The organism is Paenibacillus tritici, from assembly GCF_018207515.1.
Lineage (GTDB): Bacteria > Bacillota > Bacilli > Paenibacillales > Paenibacillaceae > Paenibacillus_AQ > Paenibacillus_AQ tritici.
On the sequence record NZ_CP073365.1, the window covers coordinates 1,510,425 to 1,531,818 of the forward strand.

Here is a 21,394-nt window from a genome sequence, read left to right on the forward strand (position 1 = left end):
GATTGCAAGCAGAAGCACCGGCTTCTCACCTGAACGGCTAAATTGCCGTCTGGTTTTGATCTCAATGCTTTATGAATGGTTATAATTCATGAACGTTGATCAAACGGGGTGTCGGGGAATTACCGGCATCCCTTTTTTATGGAGAACCGCAATATATTTCCCAAAGAAATCCGGAGGTGGAGTATTATCAGTAAGGAACATATGATCAATGATGAAATTCGTGCCAAAGAGGTTCGGCTGGTCGGAGCAGAGGGTGAACAAATCGGGATCAAGCCGATCCGCGAGGCGTTACAGATGGCGATCGATCTTAATCTGGATTTAGTCAACGTAGCACCGCAGGCGAAGCCGCCGGTATGCCGCATCATGGATTACGGCAAGTTCCGTTATGAAACGCAGAAGAAAGAGAAGGAAGCCCGCAAGAACCAGAAGATCGTGGATCTCAAGGAAGTCTGGTTCCGTGCAAACATTGAGGAACATGATTATCAGACCAAGTTCCGCAATGTGATCAAGTTCCTGGGTGAAGGCGATAAAGTGAAGTGCTCCGTTCGTTTCCGCGGACGTGAGATTACCCACGCTAGTATCGGCCAGAAAATCCTGGAGCGCGTGAAGAACGAAGTGGAAGAAATTGCTGTTGTTGAGCGCCATCCCAAGCTGGAAGGCCGCAGCATGATTATGATTTTGGCTCCAAAAGCCCAATAATCCTGGAGTCATTTGCACAGCAATTTGGCGCCGCATAATATTCAAGGAGGAAACACCATGCCTAAAATGAAAACACATAGCAGCCTGAAAGGCCGCTTCAAGATCACTGGAACTGGTAAAGTATTGCGTTACAAAGCCCACAAGAACCACTTGCTGTCCCACAAATCGAAACGCGCAAAACGCGTATTGAACGGCAATCCGGTAATGGCCCCTGGGGATGTAAGACGTTTGAAACAAGGACTCGCTAACTTGAAATAGTTAATCACACATTTTTGGGAGGTTTATTAATATGGCAAGAGTTAAGGGCGGATTTGTAGTTCGTCGTAGACATAAAAAAGTATTGAAGCTGGCAAAGGGTTATTTCGGTTCCAAGCACCGCATTTTCAAAACAGCTAAAGAGCAAGTAATGAAGTCGATGGTTTACGCTTACCGTGACCGTCGTCAGACCAAACGTAACTTCCGCAGACTGTGGATCGTTCGTATCAATGCAGCAGCTCGTTTGAACGGTCTTTCTTATAGCAAGCTTGTATACGGCCTGAAACTCGCTGGTGTAGAAGTTAACCGTAAGATGCTGGCTGATCTGGCAGTAAACGATCTGAACGCATTCAACTCCCTGGCTGTTGTGGCCAAAGAGAAGATCAACGCGTAAGACGATAGAAATCGAAAAGCACCGCCTGCGGGAGTTTCCCGTGTGACGGTGCTTTTTTGCGCGGTGAGAATGGACGGGTATGTTGCACGTTGCCCTTCTGGAGCCAGTTGTGCTGGGGTTTGCTATTCCCAGTATTTTGTTGTTCCGAGCAGAGAAGCCAGCTTCTTGCTGCTGGCGCGCCGCAGCTTGCGCAGTGCTGAACGTTCGTCGGCGGACTGGCAGATCAGCTTCTCTTCATCCGTCTGGGCTACGACAGCCGGTACAGGACACGTAGAACCGTCTTCATTGACGGCGACGAAGGTCAGGAAGGATGTGGCGGCAACCGCGCGTTCGCCTGTGTACAGATTCTCTGAGATGATCTTAACGAATACCTCGATGCTGGTGCGTCCGGTCCAGGAGACGAAGGATTCGAAGCAGACGGAATCCGTTGGCCGGATCGGCAGCAGGAAGTCTACAGAGTCAGCGGAGGCGGTCACCACGTTGACACGGCAATGGCGCATAGCCGAGATGGAGGCCACTTCGTCAATCGTGCTCATCAATTTGCCGCCGAACAACGTTTTGTGATTGTTCACATCATTCGGGAAGACACGGCCGGTTTTGAATACGCGGGACTCATGACAGTATTTGAAGTCTGGTGCAGCTTGTGGTGTATGTTCTTGTTCCATTTTTCAGTAACTCCCTTTGCGTACAATATGTAATCATACATGATAATAGAAAAGCCGTCCCTGTGCAATAATAATGTTAATGCCTTGGAGCCAGGAGATACATTTTGAGGTTTTCTAACATTGAATGGACATAGAGATTACGCGACATGTCAAGGTAAGCGATTTCTTGTTGAAAAATGCAAATTATTATTGACCTGAGGTCATTAATAGACTGGATTTTAGCTTTTTTTGCAGGTATAATTTGTACTAATGGTATGTCCAAGCAGAACACAGAAGACATCCAATTTTCTAAGGGGGATCACTTTCGATGAAGAAGTTTTACCAACTATCTTTGGTTATGGTTATGGCCTTCACTGTCATTTTGGCAGGATGCGGTAACAATAACAGCGCTAACTCCGGTAACGCCGGAACAGCGACTACTGCACCATCTGACGCAGCGGCAACAGAAGCACCAGCAACAACTGAGGCTCCTAAGGCTGTCAAGCTAGGCCTCGTAACTGACGTAGGCGGTGTTAATGACAAATCCTTTAACCAATCCGCATGGGAAGCACTGGAGTCTCTTAAGAAAGATGCTGGAGCTGATATTAAATACCTGCAAAGTAAATCCAATGCAGATTATGAGCCTAACCTTAACCAATTCGTTAAAGGCGGCTATGATCTGACTTGGGGGATCGGTTTCGACCTTGGTGATGCTGTACTGAAGGTTGCCAAAGAGAACCCTAATGCTAACCTGGCGATCATCGACAGCGTAGTAGATGCTCCGAACGTTGAATCTGTAACCTTTGCTGAGAATGAAGGTTCCTTCCTGGTAGGTGTTGTTGCAGGCCTGACAACCAAAACCAACAAAGTCGGTTTCATCGGCGGTATGGAAAGCCCGGTTATCAAACGTTTCGAAGTGGGCTTCAAAGCCGGCGTAGAAGCTGTTAACCCTAAGGCAGAAGTGAAGATCACTTATGCAGGTGCTTATGACAAGCCGGATACTGGTAAATCATTGGCTGCTACTCTGTACGATGCCGGTAACGACATCATCTTCCCGGCTGCTGGCGCAACAGGCAACGGCGTATTCAATGAAGCTAAATCCCGCAACAAAGCCGGTGGTACTAAAGTATGGGTTATCGGCGTAGACAAAGACCAATCCCTGGAATTTGGCGATGACGTAACTCTGACTTCCATGATCAAGCGTGTAGACGAAGCAGTTAAGAAAGTCTCCCAGCAAGTGGTTGACGGAACCTTCAAGGGCGGTACTATCACTGTTCTTAGTCTGAAAGACAACGGTGTAGGCCTTCCTGAGACTTCCAAGGCTAACGTTAGTGCTGAGATTCTGGCGACGGTTGATGAGTACAGCAAGAAAATCGTTGATGGAACAATCGTTGTTCCTTCCAAATAATTCAATGCCTCACCTTTACTGGATCTAACATAACGCAGAAGCAGGGCCGGTCTATGTGCTGGCCTTGTTCCCTGTTACAACATCTGTTATAGACAATCACAGCTGTACCGTCCTGTTTGGGGCGGTACAGCCGTGTCTTTAAGGCGAAAATTATATATTCTGTGATGAGGGTGATTCCATGAGTGCTGCGGCTCCTGTCGTAGAGTTGAAGCAAATCACAAAACGCTTTCCCGGTATCGTTGCGAACGACTCTATTAGTCTGACGCTGGAAAAGGGGGAGATCCATGCGCTGCTGGGTGAGAACGGGGCAGGCAAATCAACCTTGATGAATATCGTATTCGGACTGTACCAGCCCGATGAAGGCAGCATCGAAATCGACGGGAAACCGGTTATTATTGATAACCCCAATAAAGCTATTGAGCTTGGCATTGGTATGGTTCACCAACATTTCAAGCTTGTAGATCCCTTTACGGTTACCGAGAACATTGTTCTGGGGATGGAGCCGAAAAAAGGTCTTAAAATCGACTATAAATCCGCTGCGGAGCAGGTTCGTAAGCTATCGGAGCAATACGGTCTTCAAGTCAATCCGAATGCCAAAATTCATGACATTTCGGTGGGCATGCAGCAACGGGTAGAAATTATGAAAACCCTGTACCGCGGAGCGGATATACTTATATTCGACGAGCCTACCGCTGTACTAACGCCGCAGGAAATTACAGAATTGATGGCGATTATGAAGCGGCTCGTTGCAGAAGGCAAGTCCATTATTCTTATCACACATAAGCTGAAGGAAATTATGCAGATTTCCGATCGTGTAACCATTATCCGGCGCGGTAAAGTGATTGATACGGTGAAGACCTCCGAGACCAATCCTAATGAGCTGGCGGAGAAAATGGTTGGACGCGGAGTCACGTTCAAAGTGGACAAGCAGCCGGCGCATATTGGCGATAGTATTCTGAAGCTGTCAGGTGTCCACAGCAAAAGTAAGGATGGCGTCTCTGTACTGAACGACCTGAGCTTTGAAGTGAAGGCAGGTGAGATTCTGGGGATTGCCGGAGTGGACGGGAACGGCCAGAGTGAGCTGATTCAGGCGATTACCGGGCTGCGTAAGATTGATTCCGGCTCGATCAAGGTCTCAGGCAAGGAGATTGCCAATCTGTCGCCGCGCAAGGTATCTGAAATGAATGTCTCCCATATTCCGGAGGACCGTCACAAGCATGGTCTGGTGCTGGACTTCACGGTCAGTGAGAATATGGTTCTGGAAACGTATTATATGAGCCCGTATAATCAGAACGGATTCCTGAACAAGGATGTGATTAACCGGCATGCAGAGGATCTGGTGAAGCAGTTCGATGTGCGTACACCATCCATTGAGAACAAGGCGCGTTCATTATCCGGCGGTAATCAACAAAAAGCGATTATTGCGCGGGAAATAGACAAGAACCCGACTCTGCTGATTGCTGCACAGCCTACCCGTGGTCTTGATGTCGGGGCGATAGAGTTTGTACAGAAGCAGCTGATTGCCCAGCGTGATCAAGGCAAAGCTGTATTGCTGATTTCTTTTGAGCTGGATGAAATTATGAATGTGTCCGACCGGATTGCTGTTATTTATGAAGGGCAGATTGTCGGAGAAGTATTCCCGCAGGATACGAATGACCAGGAACTGGGTCTGATGATGGCGGGCAGTCTGAAGCGGGGAGGTCATGCGGATGTCTAGAATCCGGAAAATATTCGCAACAGACAGCTATATTGTTCCGCTTGTAGCCATTCTGCTGGGCTTTCTTGTCGGGGCTGTTGTTATGCTCATTGGCGGTTATGACCCTATAGCGGCTTACTCCGCGCTCTTCAAGCGTGTGTTCGGCAGCCCGTATGATTTCGGTGAGGCTGTACGTGAGATGACTCCGCTGATGCTGACAGGTCTGGCCGTAGCCTTCGCCTTCCGTTCAGGAATGTTTAACATTGGTGCGGATGGGCAGGTAATGATCGGCATGACGGCTGCATCTGTTGTCGGTATCAAGCTTGGCGGGGTATTGCCAACCTTCCTGTTAGTCCCGCTAGCGGTGATTGCAGCTGGTGTATGCGGCGGACTGTGGGCCGGTATTGCCGGATATCTGAAGGCTAAGCGCGGCATTAATGAAGTTATTACAACGATCATGTTGAACTGGATTGCATTGTTCCTGTCGAACTATATTGTCCGGACGTTCCTGCTGTTAGAAGGGCAGAACCGGTCGGAGGATAATCCGGCTTCTCTCTCCATGACCTTCCTGTTCTCCACCTTTGATAATGCCCGGCTGCACTGGGGGACGGTGATTGCCCTTGCGGCTGCGACCTTCTTCTATGTCTATCTGTGGAAGACCAAGCAGGGCTACGAGATGCGGGCTGTGGGTCTGAACCCGCATGCTGCAGAATATGCAGGGATGAATGTCGGACGAAACGTGGTCAAAGCAATGTTCATCAGCGGCGTGTTCGCCGGACTCGCAGGCGCGGGCGAAGTACTGGGTGTATTCCATTATCAATCGGTATTTGCAGCTTCACCAGGCTATGGATTTGACGGTATCGCTGTTGCCCTGCTCGGACTGACCCACCCGCTGGGTGTTATTCTGGCAGCTATTCTATACGGTACACTGACGTATGGTTCTGCCGGAATGAGCTTTGGTGCGGATGTGCCTCCAGAGCTAATCCGTATCGTCATCGGTTCGATTATATTCTTCATTGCTGCGCAAGGCATTGTACGCTGGGTGCTCAAACCGTTTTACTTCAAGCGCAAGAAAGAGAAGGTGTTGTAGATGGAAATCTTAGGCCAATTGCTCAATACGACGCTCGTATTCTCCACGGCGCTAATATTTGCCGCCCTTGGCGGCATCTTCTCTGAACGATCCGGTGTCGTGAACATTGGACTTGAAGGCTTGATGATGTTTGGTGCCTTTGCGGCAGCAGTAGGCGGTTACTACGCCCAGGAAGCAGGAATGGGTGAATGGGCGCCATGGGTTGGCGTACTTAGTGCGATGGCTGTAGGGGTGATTGGTTCACTGATTCATGCGGTGGCTTCTATCACCTTCAAGGCGGATCAGACCATAAGTGGTACGGTTATTAACTTCCTTGCTGCAGGCAGTACACTCTACATGGTTAAGCTAATCTTCGAAGGATCCGGTGAGACCCCGCTGATTGACGGCTTCAGCAAGTTGCCCGTTCCCGGACTCTCCAAGATTCCGGTCATTGGAGAGGGGATATTCAACTCCTATCCGACGACGTACTTGGCGATTATATTGGTTATTGTCATTTATTTCGTCTTGTTCAAGACTCCATTCGGACTGCGTCTGCGTGCAGTCGGCGAACATCCGAGTGCGGCTGACACCCTGGGGGTCAATGTCAACAAGATGAGATATATCGGCGTAATGCTGAGCGGCCTGCTTGCAGGGATCGGCGGAGCCACGATTACTCTGACCACTACAGGTACGTTTGCACATAATACCATTTCCGGACAAGGCTTCATTGCCATTGCGGCGATGATCTTCGGTAAATGGAATCCGCTGGGTGCGTTCGGCGCTGCCGTATTCTTCGGCTTGTCCCAGGCGATCCGTAACTATGTGCAATTGTTTGAATGGTCCAAGAACATTCCTCAGGAATTCATCTTCATGATTCCTTATGTACTGACTATTATCGTACTGGTGAGCGCAGTGGGCCGTTCCTCGGCACCGAAGGCGCTCGGTGAACCGTACGACCCGAGCAAACGTTAGGATTAAGGCGTACCATCCATAGGAATGAATATTACAAGAGCGCATTTCCGTATTCAGGGAATGCGCTTTTTGACGTTTAGGGTAGCAGGTGCGGATTACATTGAAGTCCGGAGCCGGGCAGATGTACAGGCAAATACCGGGGGAGGCGCATAGACTGATTAAGAAACTTAAGGAGGAGAGATATTATGGCACAGCCGGTTACGAAAAAACAAGTGATTAAGCTAATCGGAAAAAATATCGTTGCAGTAAAAAAGGATGGTTCCAGGGTGACGGGGAAATTGGTCCGCATATCAGGAAACCGACTTATCCTGCAGCGTATCAGCGGTAAAAAAGTGCAAACCAAGGCACTGATTCCGCTTGTGTTGTTTGATTTACTGGCGGTTGGTACGGCTCCTTACGGTTATGGCGGAGGTTACGGATATGGAGGCGCCCCTTATGGAGGCGGTTATGGTTATGGTCCTGTTCCCCGTCCCGGTCCTTACGGGGGATATGGCTCCGGTTACGGTATTCCGCCTATCGGCTTCTTTTAAGCCCTGAAGCCTGAAGGCTTATTAGCGGAACTGTTTCTCAAGCTCATAACAGTAGTTTTGCGGTTGATAACGGGCTACGCTGTAGCCCAATTTTTCATAAAAGGCAAGAGCGGCGGTATTTCCCGTATCTACAGAGACTTTTGCTCTATGACATGCACGGGATAGTGCAAACCGCTCGGCTCTGTCCATAAGCATATTTCCGTAACGTTTACGCTTTGCAGCAGGTGTAATGGCCAGCATATCGATGTATAACAAATCACCATGCAGCATGAAGTGCACGAACCCCACCGGGTCGCTTTCGTAGTCTGGACAAGCAACCAGTGTGACTCCCTGTCCCAGGCGGCGGGGCAAATCCTTCCTGATCTGATTAATAATCGTCTGCGGAAGATGGGATAACGGGACAAGCTGTTTTTCAATCAAGTCATATATCACGGTGTCATCCTGCCTGGGTCTGCGGTAACGAATCATCATAAATGCCCCCTTTCCACGCATCGTCGTACATCATATGCCTGGCGGTGTGTGGGCGTTCCGGCAAAAATAGAACAACATTTTATGAAGAATTTAATGTATAACCTGCAGATGGGTATTGACTAACCGTGTGAGGAATCATATAATGTGTCTAAACATTTAACGAGCATACATGCATCGGCGATGATGAGGACGAAGTTTTAAGGGCTCTTTTGTTCAGAGAGTGAGAGGAACTGCTGCAACCTCCACCAGAATCCCTTATATACGAGCTCACCTCGGAGCTGTTTCCCTGAAAGGTCCATCAGCAAGAGCGGTGGAATTATTAGGGGGAATCGTTTGGTCCGCGTTACGGACTTCAGGTTACAAAGATTTGGGCCCTGCCTACATCGATGGATTTTTGTATCCTGATAAGGCGTTGCATCGTGAGATGTAATGCAAACTTGGGTGGTACCACGGAAGCTAAACCTTTCGTCCCTCACGCGCTTCTTCTGCGCGTGGGAGGCGAAAGGTTTTTTTGTTGAATAGGAAGGATTTACGGCCTGTTCGCTAATATTAATGGATGAATGTGAACGATCGAAGGGAGGAATACTGATGAGCGCGCAATTACCGGAAGAAGTGCGGTCGATAGAGCAGTTACGTGAGAAATGGAAAAATCCAGAGGTGGTTTCGGGTTCCGAAGTCCTCCTGCGCAGTCTTGTACTGGAAGGTGTAGATACTGTATTTGGATACCCCGGCGGTGCTGTGCTCTATATCTATGATGCTCTTTATGGATTCGACGATTTCAATCATATTCTGACACGCCATGAGCAGGGAGCGATCCATGCGGCTGACGGGTACGCCAGAGCGAGCGGTAAAGTGGGCGTATGTATTGCCACTTCAGGCCCGGGGGCAACCAATCTGGTGACAGGAATCGCTACAGCTTTTATGGATTCGGTTCCGCTGGTGGTCATTACCGGTAACGTATTCTCCAGCCTGATTGGCACAGATGCTTTTCAGGAAGCGGATATTACCGGGATAACGATGCCTATTACGAAGCACAGCTATCTGGTACGGGATGTTGAGGACCTGCCGCGCATTATTCATGAAGCCTTCCATATTGCGAATACGGGACGCAAGGGCCCGGTACTGATTGATATTCCGAAGGATGTATCGGCGGCGATGACATTGTTCACTCCTGCAGAACAGCAAGGGGTCAACCTTCGAGGTTACAATCCGCGCACGGTTCCGAATAAGCTGCAGCTGGATAAGCTGGTGAAGGCGATTGAGGCAGCGGAGCGTCCGATTATTATTGCAGGCGGCGGAGTTATCTACTCTGGAGCGCATGAGTCCATGTATGAATTCGTGAAGCGCACGGAGATTCCAATCACTACTACATTGCTGGGACTGGGATGTTACCCGAGCGGCGAAGACTTATGGATGGGAATGCCGGGAATGCATGGCACATACACTGCCAATAATGCCATTCAGCAATGCGATCTGCTGATTAACATTGGTGCCCGGTTCGATGACCGCGTAACCGGCAAGCTGGACGGCTTCGCTCCCAAAGCGAAGATCGTGCATATCGATATTGATCCGGCCGAGATTGGCAAGAATGTAGCAACTGATATTCCCATTGTGGGCGATGTTAAGACGGTTCTGGAGATGCTGAACCCTGATGTGAAGCGCGCTTCGAAGGCTGATGCCTGGAGAACACAGATTGCCCAGTGGAAGCTGGACCAGCCGTACCGGTACAAGGATTCGGAGACAGAGCTGAAGCCGCAATGGGTGATCCAGATGATTAATGACACCACCAATGGCGAAGCGATTGTGACTACAGACGTAGGCCAGCATCAGATGTGGGCTGCTCAATATTACAAGTTTAACCATCCGCGTTCATGGATTACTTCGGGCGGCCTTGGAACCATGGGCTTCGGATTCCCGTCGGCGATCGGGGCCCAAATGGCCCATCCGCAGCGGCTCGTAGTCTCCATTAATGGTGACGGCGGGATGCAGATGTGTTCCCAGGAGCTTGCCATCTGCGCGATCAATAAGATTCCGGTCAAAATTGTTGTAATCAACAATGAGGTGCTCGGAATGGTCCGTCAGTGGCAGAACCTGATCTATGAGAAGCGTTACAGCTATACCGATCTGGCCGGCAGCCCGGACTTTGTGAAGCTGGCTGAGGCTTACGGTGTGAAGGGCCTGCGGGCAACGAACAAGGAAGAAGCCAGCGCCGCCTGGAAAGAAGCCATGGAAACACCTGGACCCGTCCTGGTAGAATTCGTTGTCCCGAAAGACGAGAATGTCTACCCGATGGTAACCCAAGGGTCTACCATTGATCAAATGCTGATGGGGGATGAATAACAGTGATGAGACATACGATTGCTGTGCTTGTAAATGACCAGCCTGGCGTGCTGCAGCGGGTATCCGGATTATTCGGCCGCCGGGGGTTCAATATTGAGAGTATTACGGTTGGGCAATCCGAAGAGGTCGGATTGTCCCGGATGGTCATAGTAACATTAGGTGATCAGCATACTCTGGAGCAGATCGAGAAGCAGCTCTACAAGCTGATTGATGTAATCAAGGTGGTTGATCTGGGTTCCAAGCCTATGGTTGCCCGTGAGCTGGCGCTTATTAAGGTCAAGGCAGAGCCGTCCGAGCGGCCTGAGATTATGGGCGTAGTCGAGACCTTCCGTGCCTCGGTAGTAGATATCGGTACGGCAAGCCTGCTGGTGCAGGTAGTCGGAGAGACTACCAAAATCGATGCAATGATTGAGCTGCTGAAGCCTTATGGCATTAAGGAGCTGTCCCGGACAGGAGTAACGGCGATGATCCGCGGGAATGCCTGATCGTCACAATTTACAGCTTTAACGAATTACTGCTTGTGTGCATTAATTTAATTAAGATTAGGACAGACTTTGCCCGCTAAAGAGCGGGGGCTTGAGGAGCACGCTATAATAGAATAAGCCTAACAGGAGAGTGTTCTTGAAGCACCCGCTCTTTACGATGGGTCCCAAATTAAAGGAGGATTTTGACAATGGCAGTTACAACGTACTATGAACAGGATGCAGAACTTAGCGTTTTAAAAGGAAAGACAATTGCAGTAATCGGGTACGGTAGCCAAGGACATGCTCAGGCACAGAACCTGCGTGACAGCGGTCTTCAGGTTGTCATCGGTCTGCGTGAAGGCAAATCTTTTGAAACTGCCAAGAATGACGGTTTTGAAGTATTGTCTGTAGCCGAAGCAGTATCCCGTGCTGATGTGGTGCAAATCCTCATGCCGGACGAAACACAGGCATCCGTATATAAGAATGATATCGAACCGAACCTCAAGAATGGCGCGGCTCTGATGTTCTCTCACGGCTTCAATGTACATTTCGGACAGATTGTTGCTCCTAAGGATGCGGATGTGCTGTTGGTAGCACCTAAGTCCCCGGGACACATGGTCCGCCGTACTTATGTTGAAGGCTTCGGCGTTCCCGGCCTGATCGCTATTGAACAGGATGCAACCGGCAATGCTAAGGCTATTGGTCTGGCATATGCCAAAGGTATCGGCTGTACCCGCGCGGGAGTTATCGAAACTTCCTTCCGTGAAGAGACCGAAACGGATCTGTTCGGTGAACAGGCTGTACTTTGCGGCGGTGTGTCCGAACTGATCAAGGCTGGTTTCGAGACATTGACTGAAGCCGGATATGCGCCTGAGATGGCTTACTTCGAGTGCTTGCATGAGCTGAAGCTGATCGTTGATATGGTATATGAAGGCGGATTGTCCAGCATGCGCGATTCCATCAGTAACACTGCAGAATACGGTGACTATGTAACCGGACCACGCATCATTACAGCTGAAACTAAGAAAGCCATGAAAGAAGTGCTGGCTGACATTCAACAAGGTAAATTCGCCCGCGACTTTATCCTGGAGAACCAATCCGGCCGTGCCTTCCTGACCGCTACCCGCCGCAATGAAGCCGCTCATCCGGTAGAAGTGGTTGGCAGCCAGCTGCGCGAAATGATGCACTGGATCAAGAAATAAAATCATATACTTAAGAATACAAGTAACCATAGTGTGATTCTCAGATGCGGCCGTAATTTTGCGGGCCGCATTTGAGGGTTTATGGACAATCTTCAGGAGGTGCTCAGCATGCGGAAAATTTATGTGTTCGACACGACGCTGCGTGACGGGGAGCAGTCGCCGGGTGTGAACCTCAATACGCGTGAGAAGGTGGAAATTGCTTATCAGCTGGAGAAGCTGGGGATTGACCGGATGGAAGCAGGCTTCCCTGCGGCTTCGCCGGGAGATCTGGCTGCAGTTAACGCAGTAGCCAGAGCCGTCAAGAACGTTACGTTAATCGGTCTCTCCCGATCCAGAGAGAGTGATATTGATGCGGTTAAGGAAGCGCTGCAGGGGGCACAGGACCCTTGTATTCATATTTTCCTGGCTACATCACCGATACACCGGCAGCACAAGCTGCGCATGGATAAGTCACAGGTGCTGGAAACGGCGCAGTCGGCTATCCGCTATGCCAAGAAGTATTTTCCCAAGCTGGAGTTCTCGCTGGAGGACGCCGGTCGTACCGAGCGTGATTTCATGGCAGAAATGGTAGCTATGGCGATCCGTGAGGGTGCGAATGTAGTGAATATTCCAGATACGGTAGGGTACCTGAATCCTTCGGAGTACGGCGCTATCTTCAAATTCCTGAAGGACACTGTTCCGGATATCGAACGGGTTCAGCTTAGCGCCCATTGTCATAATGACCTCGGTATGGCCACTGCCAATACGCTGGCTGCGATTCAGAATGGTGCAGATCAGATTGAAGGCACGATCAACGGGATCGGGGAACGTGCAGGCAACACAGCGATTGAAGAGGTAGCATTGGCGCTGGAGACCCGGAGTGAATACTTCGGAGCCAGAACCTCTCTGGTCCTCTCGGAGATTTCCCGTACCAGCCGCTTGGTCAGCAAGCTAACCGGGATGGTAGTACCCGGGAACAAGGCCATCGTCGGCGCCAATGCCTTCGCCCATGAATCCGGGATTCATCAGGATGGTATGCTGAAGGAGAAGACCACCTACGAGATTATGACACCGGAGACCATTGGCCTCAAAGAAAGCAAGCTGGTGCTTGGCAAGCATTCCGGCCGTCATGCCTTCCGTGACAAGCTGAGTGATCTTGGCTATGAGGTCGCCGAGGAAGATCTGAATACTGCTTTTGCCAAGTTCAAGGATCTGGCGGACAAGAAAAAGGAAGTCTCGGATGAAGATATTCTGGCTCTCCTGGAAGAGAAGCTGATTGATACGCCTGAGACCTTCAGTCTGCAGACCATATATGTTACGTATGGTAATGAGGCTACGCCAACAGCCAAAGTTATTATTAACGGGCAGGACCCGCAGCCGATTGTCGCTGTGGCTGAAGGCAACGGATCGGTAGACGCGATCTATAATGCCATTGACCAGGCTACAGGGGAAGAAGTCACACTTGGGGATTATTCGATCAAAGCCGTCAGCCGGGGTAAGGATGCCCAAGGCGAGGTGCATGTCGTGCTCTCTCAAGGCGAGGTTGCTGCACAGGGCCGTGGACTCAGTACCGATATTCTGGAAGCAAGTGCCAGAGCCTATCTGGATGCACTGAACAAGCTGATTGAGAAGCGTAAGACATACACCAAGCGGGAACATGCAAACCTGTAATCGCTCAACAAACCTAAATGAAGCTTCACCGGACCAGCATGATTTCTCCGGGGACAGCTTCTTTTTTTTGTTCAACAATCTGTTGAAAATCTTTTTTTGGCGAGAATCCAGGCGGAGAATCCAGAATATCCTCTATTGAAACAAGTTTGAGCGGAAAAAGTTTGAACAAGATTAGTCTGAAAAATGAATTTTAATTCACAAATTTTTATGGATTCCTCATATTATGCATTTGAAACACCTTTTTTGTCGTAAAAGGTGTTTATTTTTGTTTTTATCTATGATGTATCTCATAATCTTGTTCAGAAAATGTTCAGTAGCAGCCTTTACAGTTACAGAAGTGCTTTATTAGCGAAATGGAAGGTCCACATACATATCTGGGATAGGGGGACGATCGGGGAGAGGGCAAGAGATAGCGGGGAAATAGCCGCAGAGAATAGTGAACGATTATAGCAAGAGAGAGAGGTAATAACTATATGAAGAAAAAGACAATTGGCGCTTGGATTATTGTAGTCATGCTATTTACACAGTTTGTCAACAGTTTTGGTTTCATCTCGCAGGTTAATGCGGGGGGGACAGAGATAACAGATCCACTTATTACAAGTGTCTCACTGGCTGTTTATACAGATAGTGATTATACGGAGACAGTTACTGGTAGTGTGTATCAACTGGATTCTTATGCGGAACTTAACTATACCTGGGAGCTTCAGGATAGCCATGGTTATTCAGCAGGTTCCACATACAGATTTAATCTTCCTTCCCAATTCGAGCTTTTCAATGATTTGGACGGTAAACTTGATTATGATGGCGAAACCGTTGCAAATTATACTGTGAACAAGGATACTAATGAGGTTGTATTCACGTTTAATGAATTTATTACTAATTATGACAAAGTAGGCGGGACATTTAAGGTTCAATCTCTGCTCAGCTCGAAAAAGATTACTGGCTCTACGAAGCAGATCTTGGAGTTCCCAGTAAAGGGCGGAAGTCAATTTATTGAGCTTAACTTTAAGCCTGAGGTTGGGAAGACTATAGAGAAGAGCGGTTTACCCAAACCACAGTTCTACAATCCGGAAAGTATCGAATGGACCATTGATGTAAATAAGGCGCTGGATAGTGTCGGCCATGCGGTGGTTACTGATAAACTGGCTGATGGATTATCACTTGATACAGGTTCAATTATTGTTCATGAGCTTGCAGTGGATGTTCACGGCAATGTAACAGAAGGTGGCCTTGTGAATAGCAGTCAATATGTAACAACAGACTCCACAGAGGATACCCTGAAGCTTAGCTTTGTGAGCAGTCCGATTACAAAGGCTTATCGGATTAGCTTTTCTACCACAATCAATGCTAATGGTGCGGATGAGACTAAGTATCTAAACACCGCAATCCTTACGGGAGATGGAATCTCCAAGGATCCAGAGGCGACTGCTACTGTTACGGTTGGACGCGGCAAACCTCTAGAGAAATTTACTACGGGTTATGATCCTGCCAGCCAAGTAATTTCATGGGCGGTCAATTATAATTATAATGTTAAGACCATTCCATCAGCAAAGGCTGTGCTGAAGGATTTCTTCAACAATTCTCAGGATCTGATCTTAAACTCCGTTAAGGTATATCCGGTTACTATTGATAATAGCGGTAATGGAGTAAAGGGTGCTGCAATTGATTCCAGTCAATATACAGTAACCCAGACCAATACTGCTTCCTTAAACGGATTTGAATTGAAATTCAATAACGAGATTAATACAGCATACCGAATTGAGTATCAAACTAAGGCAAACGGCCGCGTCTTTGACGATGGTAAAATCACTAACACAGTTACTTATGAAGGAGAATCGAAAGAAGCTACACGTGATGTGAGTCAACAGATTCTTCACAAATCGTACTCTAACGTAGATTACTCCAAAAAAACTGTGCAGTGGACAATTAATATTAATGATGACAGTAAGAAAATGAATAATCTTGTTGTAACAGATACATTTGGGAATGCAGGACTTAAGCTTGACCGGAGTACCCTGAAAATCACGCCCAAAAATGGTGGGACCCCTACGGTTCACTCGGTAGTTTATAATGAATCTAATCCACCTGCTGCAACGGACGGATTCGTGATTACATTTAACGGATCAATAAACGAACCTTATACTATTACGTATACTACAAGCTTTAATTATGATTGGCTGAATTCAGGCAAAGACAAATTTTTGAATACAGCAGCATTAAAATGGTATGAAGATGGGGACCTTGGTCTGAAAGAAAAAGAAGCTTCAGCTGTATTTAATCCAAGAGACGAAGTGAAGAATAATGGTCTGAAATCCGGGTCATACAATGCCATGACCAAGATAATCTCTTGGAAAGTTGGGGCAAACTATAACTTCAAAACGCTGAATGCCGCCGAACTCGTGGATACCATTACAGATGGACAAATCGTCGATTTGGCTTCTGTAAAAGTCAGCAAATTAGAGTATGGCCCGAACGGAAACCCTTCTGCTGCTGCCAGTGTGAGCGATGCTGATTATAAAGTCACCTTGGACGGTGATAAACTGAAGGTAACCTTTAACAAAAAGATTGATTACGCATTTTATGTTACCTTTAACACAACATTCGTAAATCAGGCGATTGACTTAACGAAAGTGAATAATACAGCTGTGCTGTATGACGGCCAGAATAAAGAATCGAAGGATTTAAATGCTTCAGTAAATATTCCCCAGGGTGGTGAATATGTAGATAAAGCTGGCGTGCAGGCTGGAAGCAAAATCAACTGGACAATTTCTATCAACCGCAACCAGTCACTTGTAAAAGAAGCTGTACTTACGGATACACCAAGTGAAAACCAGATTCTCTTGTCCAATACATTCCACCTGTATAAGACTACAGTCGCACAAAATGGAGAGGTAAAGGAAACAAACATAGAGCTGGTTAGAGATACGGACTATAAGCTGGAAATTACTGCAGACAGTGATGGTAAGGAAAGCTTTAAGCTAAGCTTCCTCAAGGATATTTCTGAAGCTTACATTCTGAAGTATCAATCTTTGATTACTGCAAAAAACAATGAGACAGTAAGCAATAAAGTCAGCTTTAACGGCAAAAATGTAAAAGAGATAACTAAAGAGAGCATTGAGAATATTACCGTTCAACTCTCCAGTGGCTCAGGCACCGGCAGCGGAATCAGAGGTACACTAACCTTAACAAAAACAGAAGAAGGCAAGAGCAGTCATTTGCTCGCTGGAGCAACCTTTGATCTATATCGTGTCGTTGATGAGGATCGGGTCTGGATTAAGGACGGAACTACTAATGCACAGGGGGTAATTGAGTTTACGAAACTGATCGGCGGGAACTACGTTTTAATCGAAAAAACGGCCCCTGAAGGTTTTGTGCTCGATCCAACACCACATGCAGTTCAAATTAATTCAACAATAGGATTTAGCCTGGCAGTCAGCAACAAACTGAAGCTTGTACCAGCAACACCGACACCAGTGCCGACAGCAACACCAACGCCGGTACCAACAGCAACACCAACGCCGGTGCCAACAGCAACACCAACGCCGGTACCAACATCAACACCGGTACCAACATCAACACCAGTACCAACATCAACACCGGTACCAACATCAACACCAGTACCAACATCAACACCAGTACCAACATCAACACCGGTACCAACATCAACACCGGTACCAACATCAACACCGGTACCAACATCAACACCGGTACCAACATCAACACCGGTACCAACATCAACACCAGTACCAACATCAACACCAGTACCAACATCAACACCAGTACCAACAGCAACACCAGTACCAACAGCAACACCAGTACCAACATCACCGCCGGTGTATTCCACACCGACGCCTGTAACATCAAGTGTGCCTGGAGTTGTCGGTACACCAACACCGGCACCATCTGCAACACCAGCGCCAACAGCTACTCCGGATGCTTCAAGCACGCCTGGAGCAACTGCAACACCGTTGGTGACGCCATCAGCTACACCAGTTCAGCCTGGAACGGTCAGCACACCGACACCGCAAGCTACACAGGTGACTACGATTGAGGATATCCCTATCGAAGGTGAGATTCCACTGGGCGGCATTCCTAGCATCGGCGAGGAGCCTGAGCATGGTAAGGTAACGATCACACCGGATGGCAAATGGATCTATACTCCTGATCCTGGTTACACTGGCAAGGATAAATTCACGATCGTAGTTACGGATGAGGATGGCAACGAGGAAGAGATTACGATTGAAGTTGGAGTCGATGAAGTGCCTAAGGGCACAGTTACAGAACCATCAGACAACGGCGGCAACGATGGACTTCCCGGCAAGCTTCCACAGACCGGAGAAGAAAGTCCTCTCCCGCTGTATCTGACTGGCGGCGGATTGATTCTTCTGGGAGTTCTGCTTTCTAGAAGATTCAATGCCCGTAAGAAAATGTAAGATATCTCTTAGTACGAGACAGCGACAAAGGGAATAGGGCAACATACAAAGACACCCGCAGAAGGCTGCGGGTGTCTTTGCTCTTTTATAAGAAAATTACATACTTCGGAGGTTAAGATGTCTCCATTCATCATACCAGCGCTTAATGTTGGCAGGCGGTTCTACGCTGAGTTCCCGGCTCAGAAGATCCGTCAGAATATGATACTGCTCCTCTACTGCCGAACGCTCACCAATGCTGCTATAGACCTTCATCAATCCCAAGTGGCCCTGTTCAAAATATGGCTGAAGCTGAACCACCCGCTGGTACACGGTTACCGCTTCCGCGATCCGGCCGCTGCTGATATAGAATTCAGCGATTCCCATGGCATGATGCAGCCAGATGGTCCGCAGCCGCTGCCGTTCACCTTCGGCCCATAAATAATCGTAATCGTTCAGATAGTCACCGGAATAAAAATCAAACAACCGCTGATGTTCCTCGAAGTTGTCCTTATTTATGGCATCCTGGGTAAGAATACCCTTTTCCCATTCATAGCTGTCGATCAGCAGGCTGCCCGTTTCCAGAGTGTAACCTTCACCCCCGCTGACATTGCTGATCTGCAGATCAATCTCTGCCTGCTTGAGGCATTGCCGAACCTGATATATCGTTGTATAAAGATGAGTAGAGGCCTTCTTGGCATTGAAATCCGGCCATAGCAGATCGGTTAAGGTATCTTTGCTGACAAAACGGTTGCGGTTATGAAATAAATAAGCGAATAATTCCTGTGCTTTGGAAGTACGCCAGCGAACATTGGGCAGCGGCTGGCCGTTTCGTTCAAACCGTAAAGACTGGAAGCTGCGGATCATTACCGTCTCAATAGGCTTGCGGGAATCCTGTTGTGTATTGCTCATACGTTGCTCCAGCCGTTCGATGGTCTTCAGCAGACGGCCCCGCTGTACCGGCTTCAGAACATAGTCGAGCGCATACAGCTCAAACGCCTCGATGGCGTAGCTGTTATGCGCAGTAACAAAAACAATGCTTGCCTGTGGACATAATCTTTGCATCGCCTCGGCAGCCTGAACCCCGTTCATCTCCGGCATATCAATATCGAGGAAAATAACATCAGGGCTGAGCTGTGAAGCCGCACGGACTGCCTCGGAAGGATCAGTATAAGCAGCGATTACATTTATGGTAGTCAGTTCCTCCAGCATCATTTTCAGCTTCATGAGAGCAAGCCGTTCATCATCTACCAGCAGGGCTTGAATCATTTCTATCCCACCACTTCATTAAGGAATGTTGTCTTCTCATAGGTTGATAAGGTGTATTCTACCGCATTACGTCGCAGATTGGACAGAATTTGGAAAATTATTTTCTAATCGGATAGATTGAGCGGGTACAACCTATAATGTTAGCATAATTCGACAAGGATGCGGGTTTTCCTCCCTTGGAATCTGCTGCAGACGTTGATTTTTAACCGGGATGTAGCTTTTATAAAAATAATTCAAAAACCCTGCAGGGGAACCCTGGGCTCCGGCGTCTAACGTTATGTAACTGAAGGAGGGGAGAACGACCTTGGAAGAGACGGAGTGGATTACTGCTGTGCTTAGCGGAGAGCATCAGGCTTTTGGGAATCTGGTGACGCGTTATCAAGGCATGGTGTATAGTGTATGCATCAAAATTACAGGAGAAACCGAGTCCGCCAAGGATATGGCTCAGGAAGTCTTCATCAAAGCCTATAAGGCCCTCCCCTCCTTCAGAGGACAGTCTTCCTTCTCCACCTGGTTGTACCGGATTGCTTACCGTACCTGTCTGGACTGGAAACGGGCCAACGACCGGGAATGGCGGCACCGGAGTGCAGCGGATTACACAGAGAATGACTGGGTGACTTCACAGACACCAGAGCAGGCAGCGCTTCGCAAAGAAGCCTCCCGGGAGCTGGGTGAGAACCTGAATAGTCTGGCGGAACCGTACCGGTCGGTTGTGCAGCTGTACTATTTTCAGCGTCACTCGTATCAGGAGATTGCCGAGCAAAAAGGAATTTCGGTCAAAACGGTTGAATCGCAGCTCTATCGGGCCAGACAGATGATGCGCAAAAGCGGGGAGGAATGGCGATGAATTGTGCAACAGTAAAGGAATGGATGCCGCATTATATTGATGGACAGCTGTCACCTGAGGCGCAGCATACGATCCGCCTGCATGTAGAGTCCTGTCCCGGCTGCGCGGAATGGCTTGAGGAAGCGCGGGGGCTTGCATTGATGTGGAGCGAGATGGAAGCCGGACTGGATAGCACCGGAAAGGAACCCGTGATACCGTTTGAATTCCCTGATTTTACTGCCGGGGTTATGGCTCAGATTAGCCAGCTGGAGAATGGACGCAGAGAACGGGTGATCAAATCCACGATGTCCAGACGGCGTACAGGAACCTCCTGGATGCATTACGGCGTAGCGGTCGGCCTGACGTTTCTCCTGCTGCAGCTTGGCGTGTTTGAGAATTTTGCCTACGGCATCACTGAGATTAACGGCCATATGTCCACTTCGGTCAGCTCCTGGTTTGGCCCGCAAAGCAACAATCAGTAGATCAACAGCGGCTTTGCCGGCAATTCCATGCGGAAGAAGCACGTTTAGGATACAAGGGCACACTGCTGCCCTGATGTTCCATAATACTTTTGGGAGGGTAACATATGATTAAGAAAAGACGCTGGCTCACCTTTCTTCTGGCCATGGTTCCGGGACTGGGCCACATGTATCTGGGCTTTAAAAAAATGGGCCTGGAGTATATGATTGGAGCATCACTGTGTATTATATTTATTCCATCCATGCCCACAGTGTTTCCATTCGCGCTGGCAGCCCTCTGGTTCTACCAGTTATTCGATGCGCTGCAAAAAGCGGCCTGGATGAAGGTTACCGCTGCCGAGCATGAACGGATGATGTTCCACCCGGACAGCTTTGGAGCCCCGTGGACCATGGGCATTACGCCCCCTCCGGTGTATCCGCATGATGATGTGAACCCGGTGTGGGTCGGCATCGGCTGCGTCATAGCAGGGATTCTGTTAATGCTCATTACGGCATTTCCAACCCTCTGGAGAATACTGAACGATATGAACATCGGGGCGGTCCTGTTATCGCTTGCATTGATCGGTTATGGACTTAGAATGCTGAAGAACAATTCAAAAGTATAGTGAAATGGGGAA

General features: G+C 48.5%; 19 protein-coding genes. 16 read left to right on the forward strand and 3 right to left on the reverse strand.

Annotated elements, in window-relative coordinates; genetic code table 11:
* The first annotated feature begins 201 nt into the window (after positions 1-201).
* Genes infC through rplT form a run of 3 tightly spaced genes read left to right on the forward strand, consistent with a single transcriptional unit; the run spans position 202 to position 1,348 of the window.
* Positions 202-699, forward strand: coding sequence for a translation initiation factor IF-3 (infC, locus tag KDC22_RS06505; protein WP_173130428.1), 498 nt, complete (start codon positions 202-204; stop codon positions 697-699).
* A 57-nt stretch (positions 700-756) separates the two neighbouring features.
* The gene (gene rpmI, locus KDC22_RS06510; RefSeq protein WP_036696104.1) at positions 757-957 is read left to right on the forward strand and encodes a 50S ribosomal protein L35; all 201 of its coding nucleotides are present in this window, start codon (positions 757-759) and stop codon (positions 955-957) included.
* Between the two features lie 31 nt (positions 958-988).
* On the forward strand, positions 989-1,348 hold the full coding sequence (gene rplT / locus KDC22_RS06515) for a 50S ribosomal protein L20 (protein ID WP_036649386.1): 360 nt from the start codon (positions 989-991) through the stop codon (positions 1,346-1,348).
* Positions 1,349-1,470: 122 nt separating this feature from the next.
* Here the strand turns inward: rplT and KDC22_RS06520 are convergent, their stop codons facing one another.
* Positions 1,471-2,013 carry an acyl-CoA thioesterase gene (locus KDC22_RS06520; protein ID WP_173130431.1) on the reverse strand — a complete coding sequence of 181 codons (543 nt, stop codon included), beginning with the start codon at positions 2,011-2,013 and terminating at the stop codon, positions 1,471-1,473.
* Between the two features lie 307 nt (positions 2,014-2,320).
* Between KDC22_RS06520 and KDC22_RS06525 the strand changes: the two genes are divergently transcribed.
* The 5 genes from KDC22_RS06525 to KDC22_RS06545 all read left to right on the forward strand — a co-directional run bounded on the left by KDC22_RS06525 (position 2,321) and on the right by KDC22_RS06545 (position 7,667).
* Positions 2,321-3,400 carry a BMP family lipoprotein gene (locus tag KDC22_RS06525; protein ID WP_211722453.1) on the forward strand — a complete coding sequence of 360 codons (1,080 nt, stop codon included), beginning with the start codon at positions 2,321-2,323 and terminating at the stop codon, positions 3,398-3,400.
* 178 nt (positions 3,401-3,578) lie between these two features.
* On the forward strand, positions 3,579-5,117 hold the full coding sequence (locus KDC22_RS06530) for an ABC transporter ATP-binding protein (protein ID WP_173130435.1): 1,539 nt from the start codon (positions 3,579-3,581) through the stop codon (positions 5,115-5,117).
* On the forward strand, positions 5,110-6,186 hold the full coding sequence (locus KDC22_RS06535; RefSeq protein WP_173130437.1) for an ABC transporter permease: 1,077 nt from the start codon (positions 5,110-5,112) through the stop codon (positions 6,184-6,186). The genes KDC22_RS06530 and KDC22_RS06535 overlap by 8 nt, the downstream gene beginning before the upstream one ends.
* Positions 6,187-7,137: an ABC transporter permease gene (locus KDC22_RS06540; protein ID WP_173130439.1), complete on the forward strand. Its 951-nt coding sequence runs from the start codon at positions 6,187-6,189 to the stop codon at positions 7,135-7,137.
* A gap of 185 nt (positions 7,138-7,322) precedes the next feature.
* A complete protein-coding gene (locus KDC22_RS06545; protein WP_211722454.1) occupies positions 7,323-7,667 on the forward strand; it encodes a hypothetical protein in 345 nt (114 codons plus the stop codon).
* A gap of 21 nt (positions 7,668-7,688) precedes the next feature.
* On the opposite strand, the gene KDC22_RS06550 is transcribed toward KDC22_RS06545, so the two are convergent.
* Positions 7,689-8,135, reverse strand: a complete 447-nt coding sequence (locus KDC22_RS06550) for a GNAT family N-acetyltransferase (RefSeq protein WP_173131364.1) — start codon at positions 8,133-8,135, stop codon at positions 7,689-7,691.
* Between the two features lie 591 nt (positions 8,136-8,726).
* On the opposite strand from KDC22_RS06550, the gene ilvB reads away from it, so the two are divergent.
* The 5 genes from ilvB (at position 8,727) to KDC22_RS06575 (ending at position 18,227) form a co-directional block, all read left to right on the forward strand.
* A complete protein-coding gene (gene ilvB, locus KDC22_RS06555) occupies positions 8,727-10,478 on the forward strand; it encodes a biosynthetic-type acetolactate synthase large subunit (RefSeq protein WP_211722455.1) in 1,752 nt (583 codons plus the stop codon).
* Positions 10,479-10,483: 5 nt separating this feature from the next.
* The gene (gene ilvN, locus KDC22_RS06560) at positions 10,484-10,963 is read left to right on the forward strand and encodes an acetolactate synthase small subunit (RefSeq protein ID WP_036727931.1); all 480 of its coding nucleotides are present in this window, start codon (positions 10,484-10,486) and stop codon (positions 10,961-10,963) included.
* Between the two features lie 188 nt (positions 10,964-11,151).
* Entirely contained in the window at positions 11,152-12,144 is a 993-nt protein-coding gene (gene ilvC / locus KDC22_RS06565) for a ketol-acid reductoisomerase (RefSeq protein WP_173130445.1), read from the forward strand.
* Positions 12,145-12,252: 108 nt separating this feature from the next.
* Positions 12,253-13,794 (forward strand): 2-isopropylmalate synthase, encoded by a 1,542-nt coding sequence (locus KDC22_RS06570; RefSeq protein WP_173130447.1) that lies wholly within the window; start codon positions 12,253-12,255, stop codon positions 13,792-13,794.
* Between the two features lie 473 nt (positions 13,795-14,267).
* Positions 14,268-18,227 carry a collagen binding domain-containing protein gene (locus tag KDC22_RS06575; protein WP_211722456.1) on the forward strand — a complete coding sequence of 1,320 codons (3,960 nt, stop codon included), beginning with the start codon at positions 14,268-14,270 and terminating at the stop codon, positions 18,225-18,227.
* A 96-nt stretch (positions 18,228-18,323) separates the two neighbouring features.
* On the opposite strand, the gene KDC22_RS06580 is transcribed toward KDC22_RS06575, so the two are convergent.
* Positions 18,324-19,472, reverse strand: a complete 1,149-nt coding sequence (locus KDC22_RS06580; RefSeq protein WP_173130451.1) for a response regulator — start codon at positions 19,470-19,472, stop codon at positions 18,324-18,326.
* 304 nt (positions 19,473-19,776) lie between these two features.
* Between KDC22_RS06580 and KDC22_RS06585 the strand changes: the two genes are divergently transcribed.
* The 3 genes from KDC22_RS06585 (at position 19,777) to KDC22_RS06595 (ending at position 21,382) form a co-directional block, all read left to right on the forward strand.
* Complete coding sequence (locus KDC22_RS06585; RefSeq protein ID WP_173130453.1) at positions 19,777-20,319, forward strand: RNA polymerase sigma factor; 543 nt, start codon at positions 19,777-19,779, stop codon at positions 20,317-20,319.
* Positions 20,316-20,780, forward strand: coding sequence for a zf-HC2 domain-containing protein (locus tag KDC22_RS06590; RefSeq protein ID WP_211722457.1), 465 nt, complete (start codon positions 20,316-20,318; stop codon positions 20,778-20,780). The genes KDC22_RS06585 and KDC22_RS06590 overlap by 4 nt, the downstream gene beginning before the upstream one ends.
* 104 nt (positions 20,781-20,884) lie before the next feature.
* Positions 20,885-21,382 carry a hypothetical protein gene (locus KDC22_RS06595; protein ID WP_173130457.1) on the forward strand — a complete coding sequence of 166 codons (498 nt, stop codon included), beginning with the start codon at positions 20,885-20,887 and terminating at the stop codon, positions 21,380-21,382.
* Positions 21,383-21,394 lie beyond the last annotated feature (12 nt).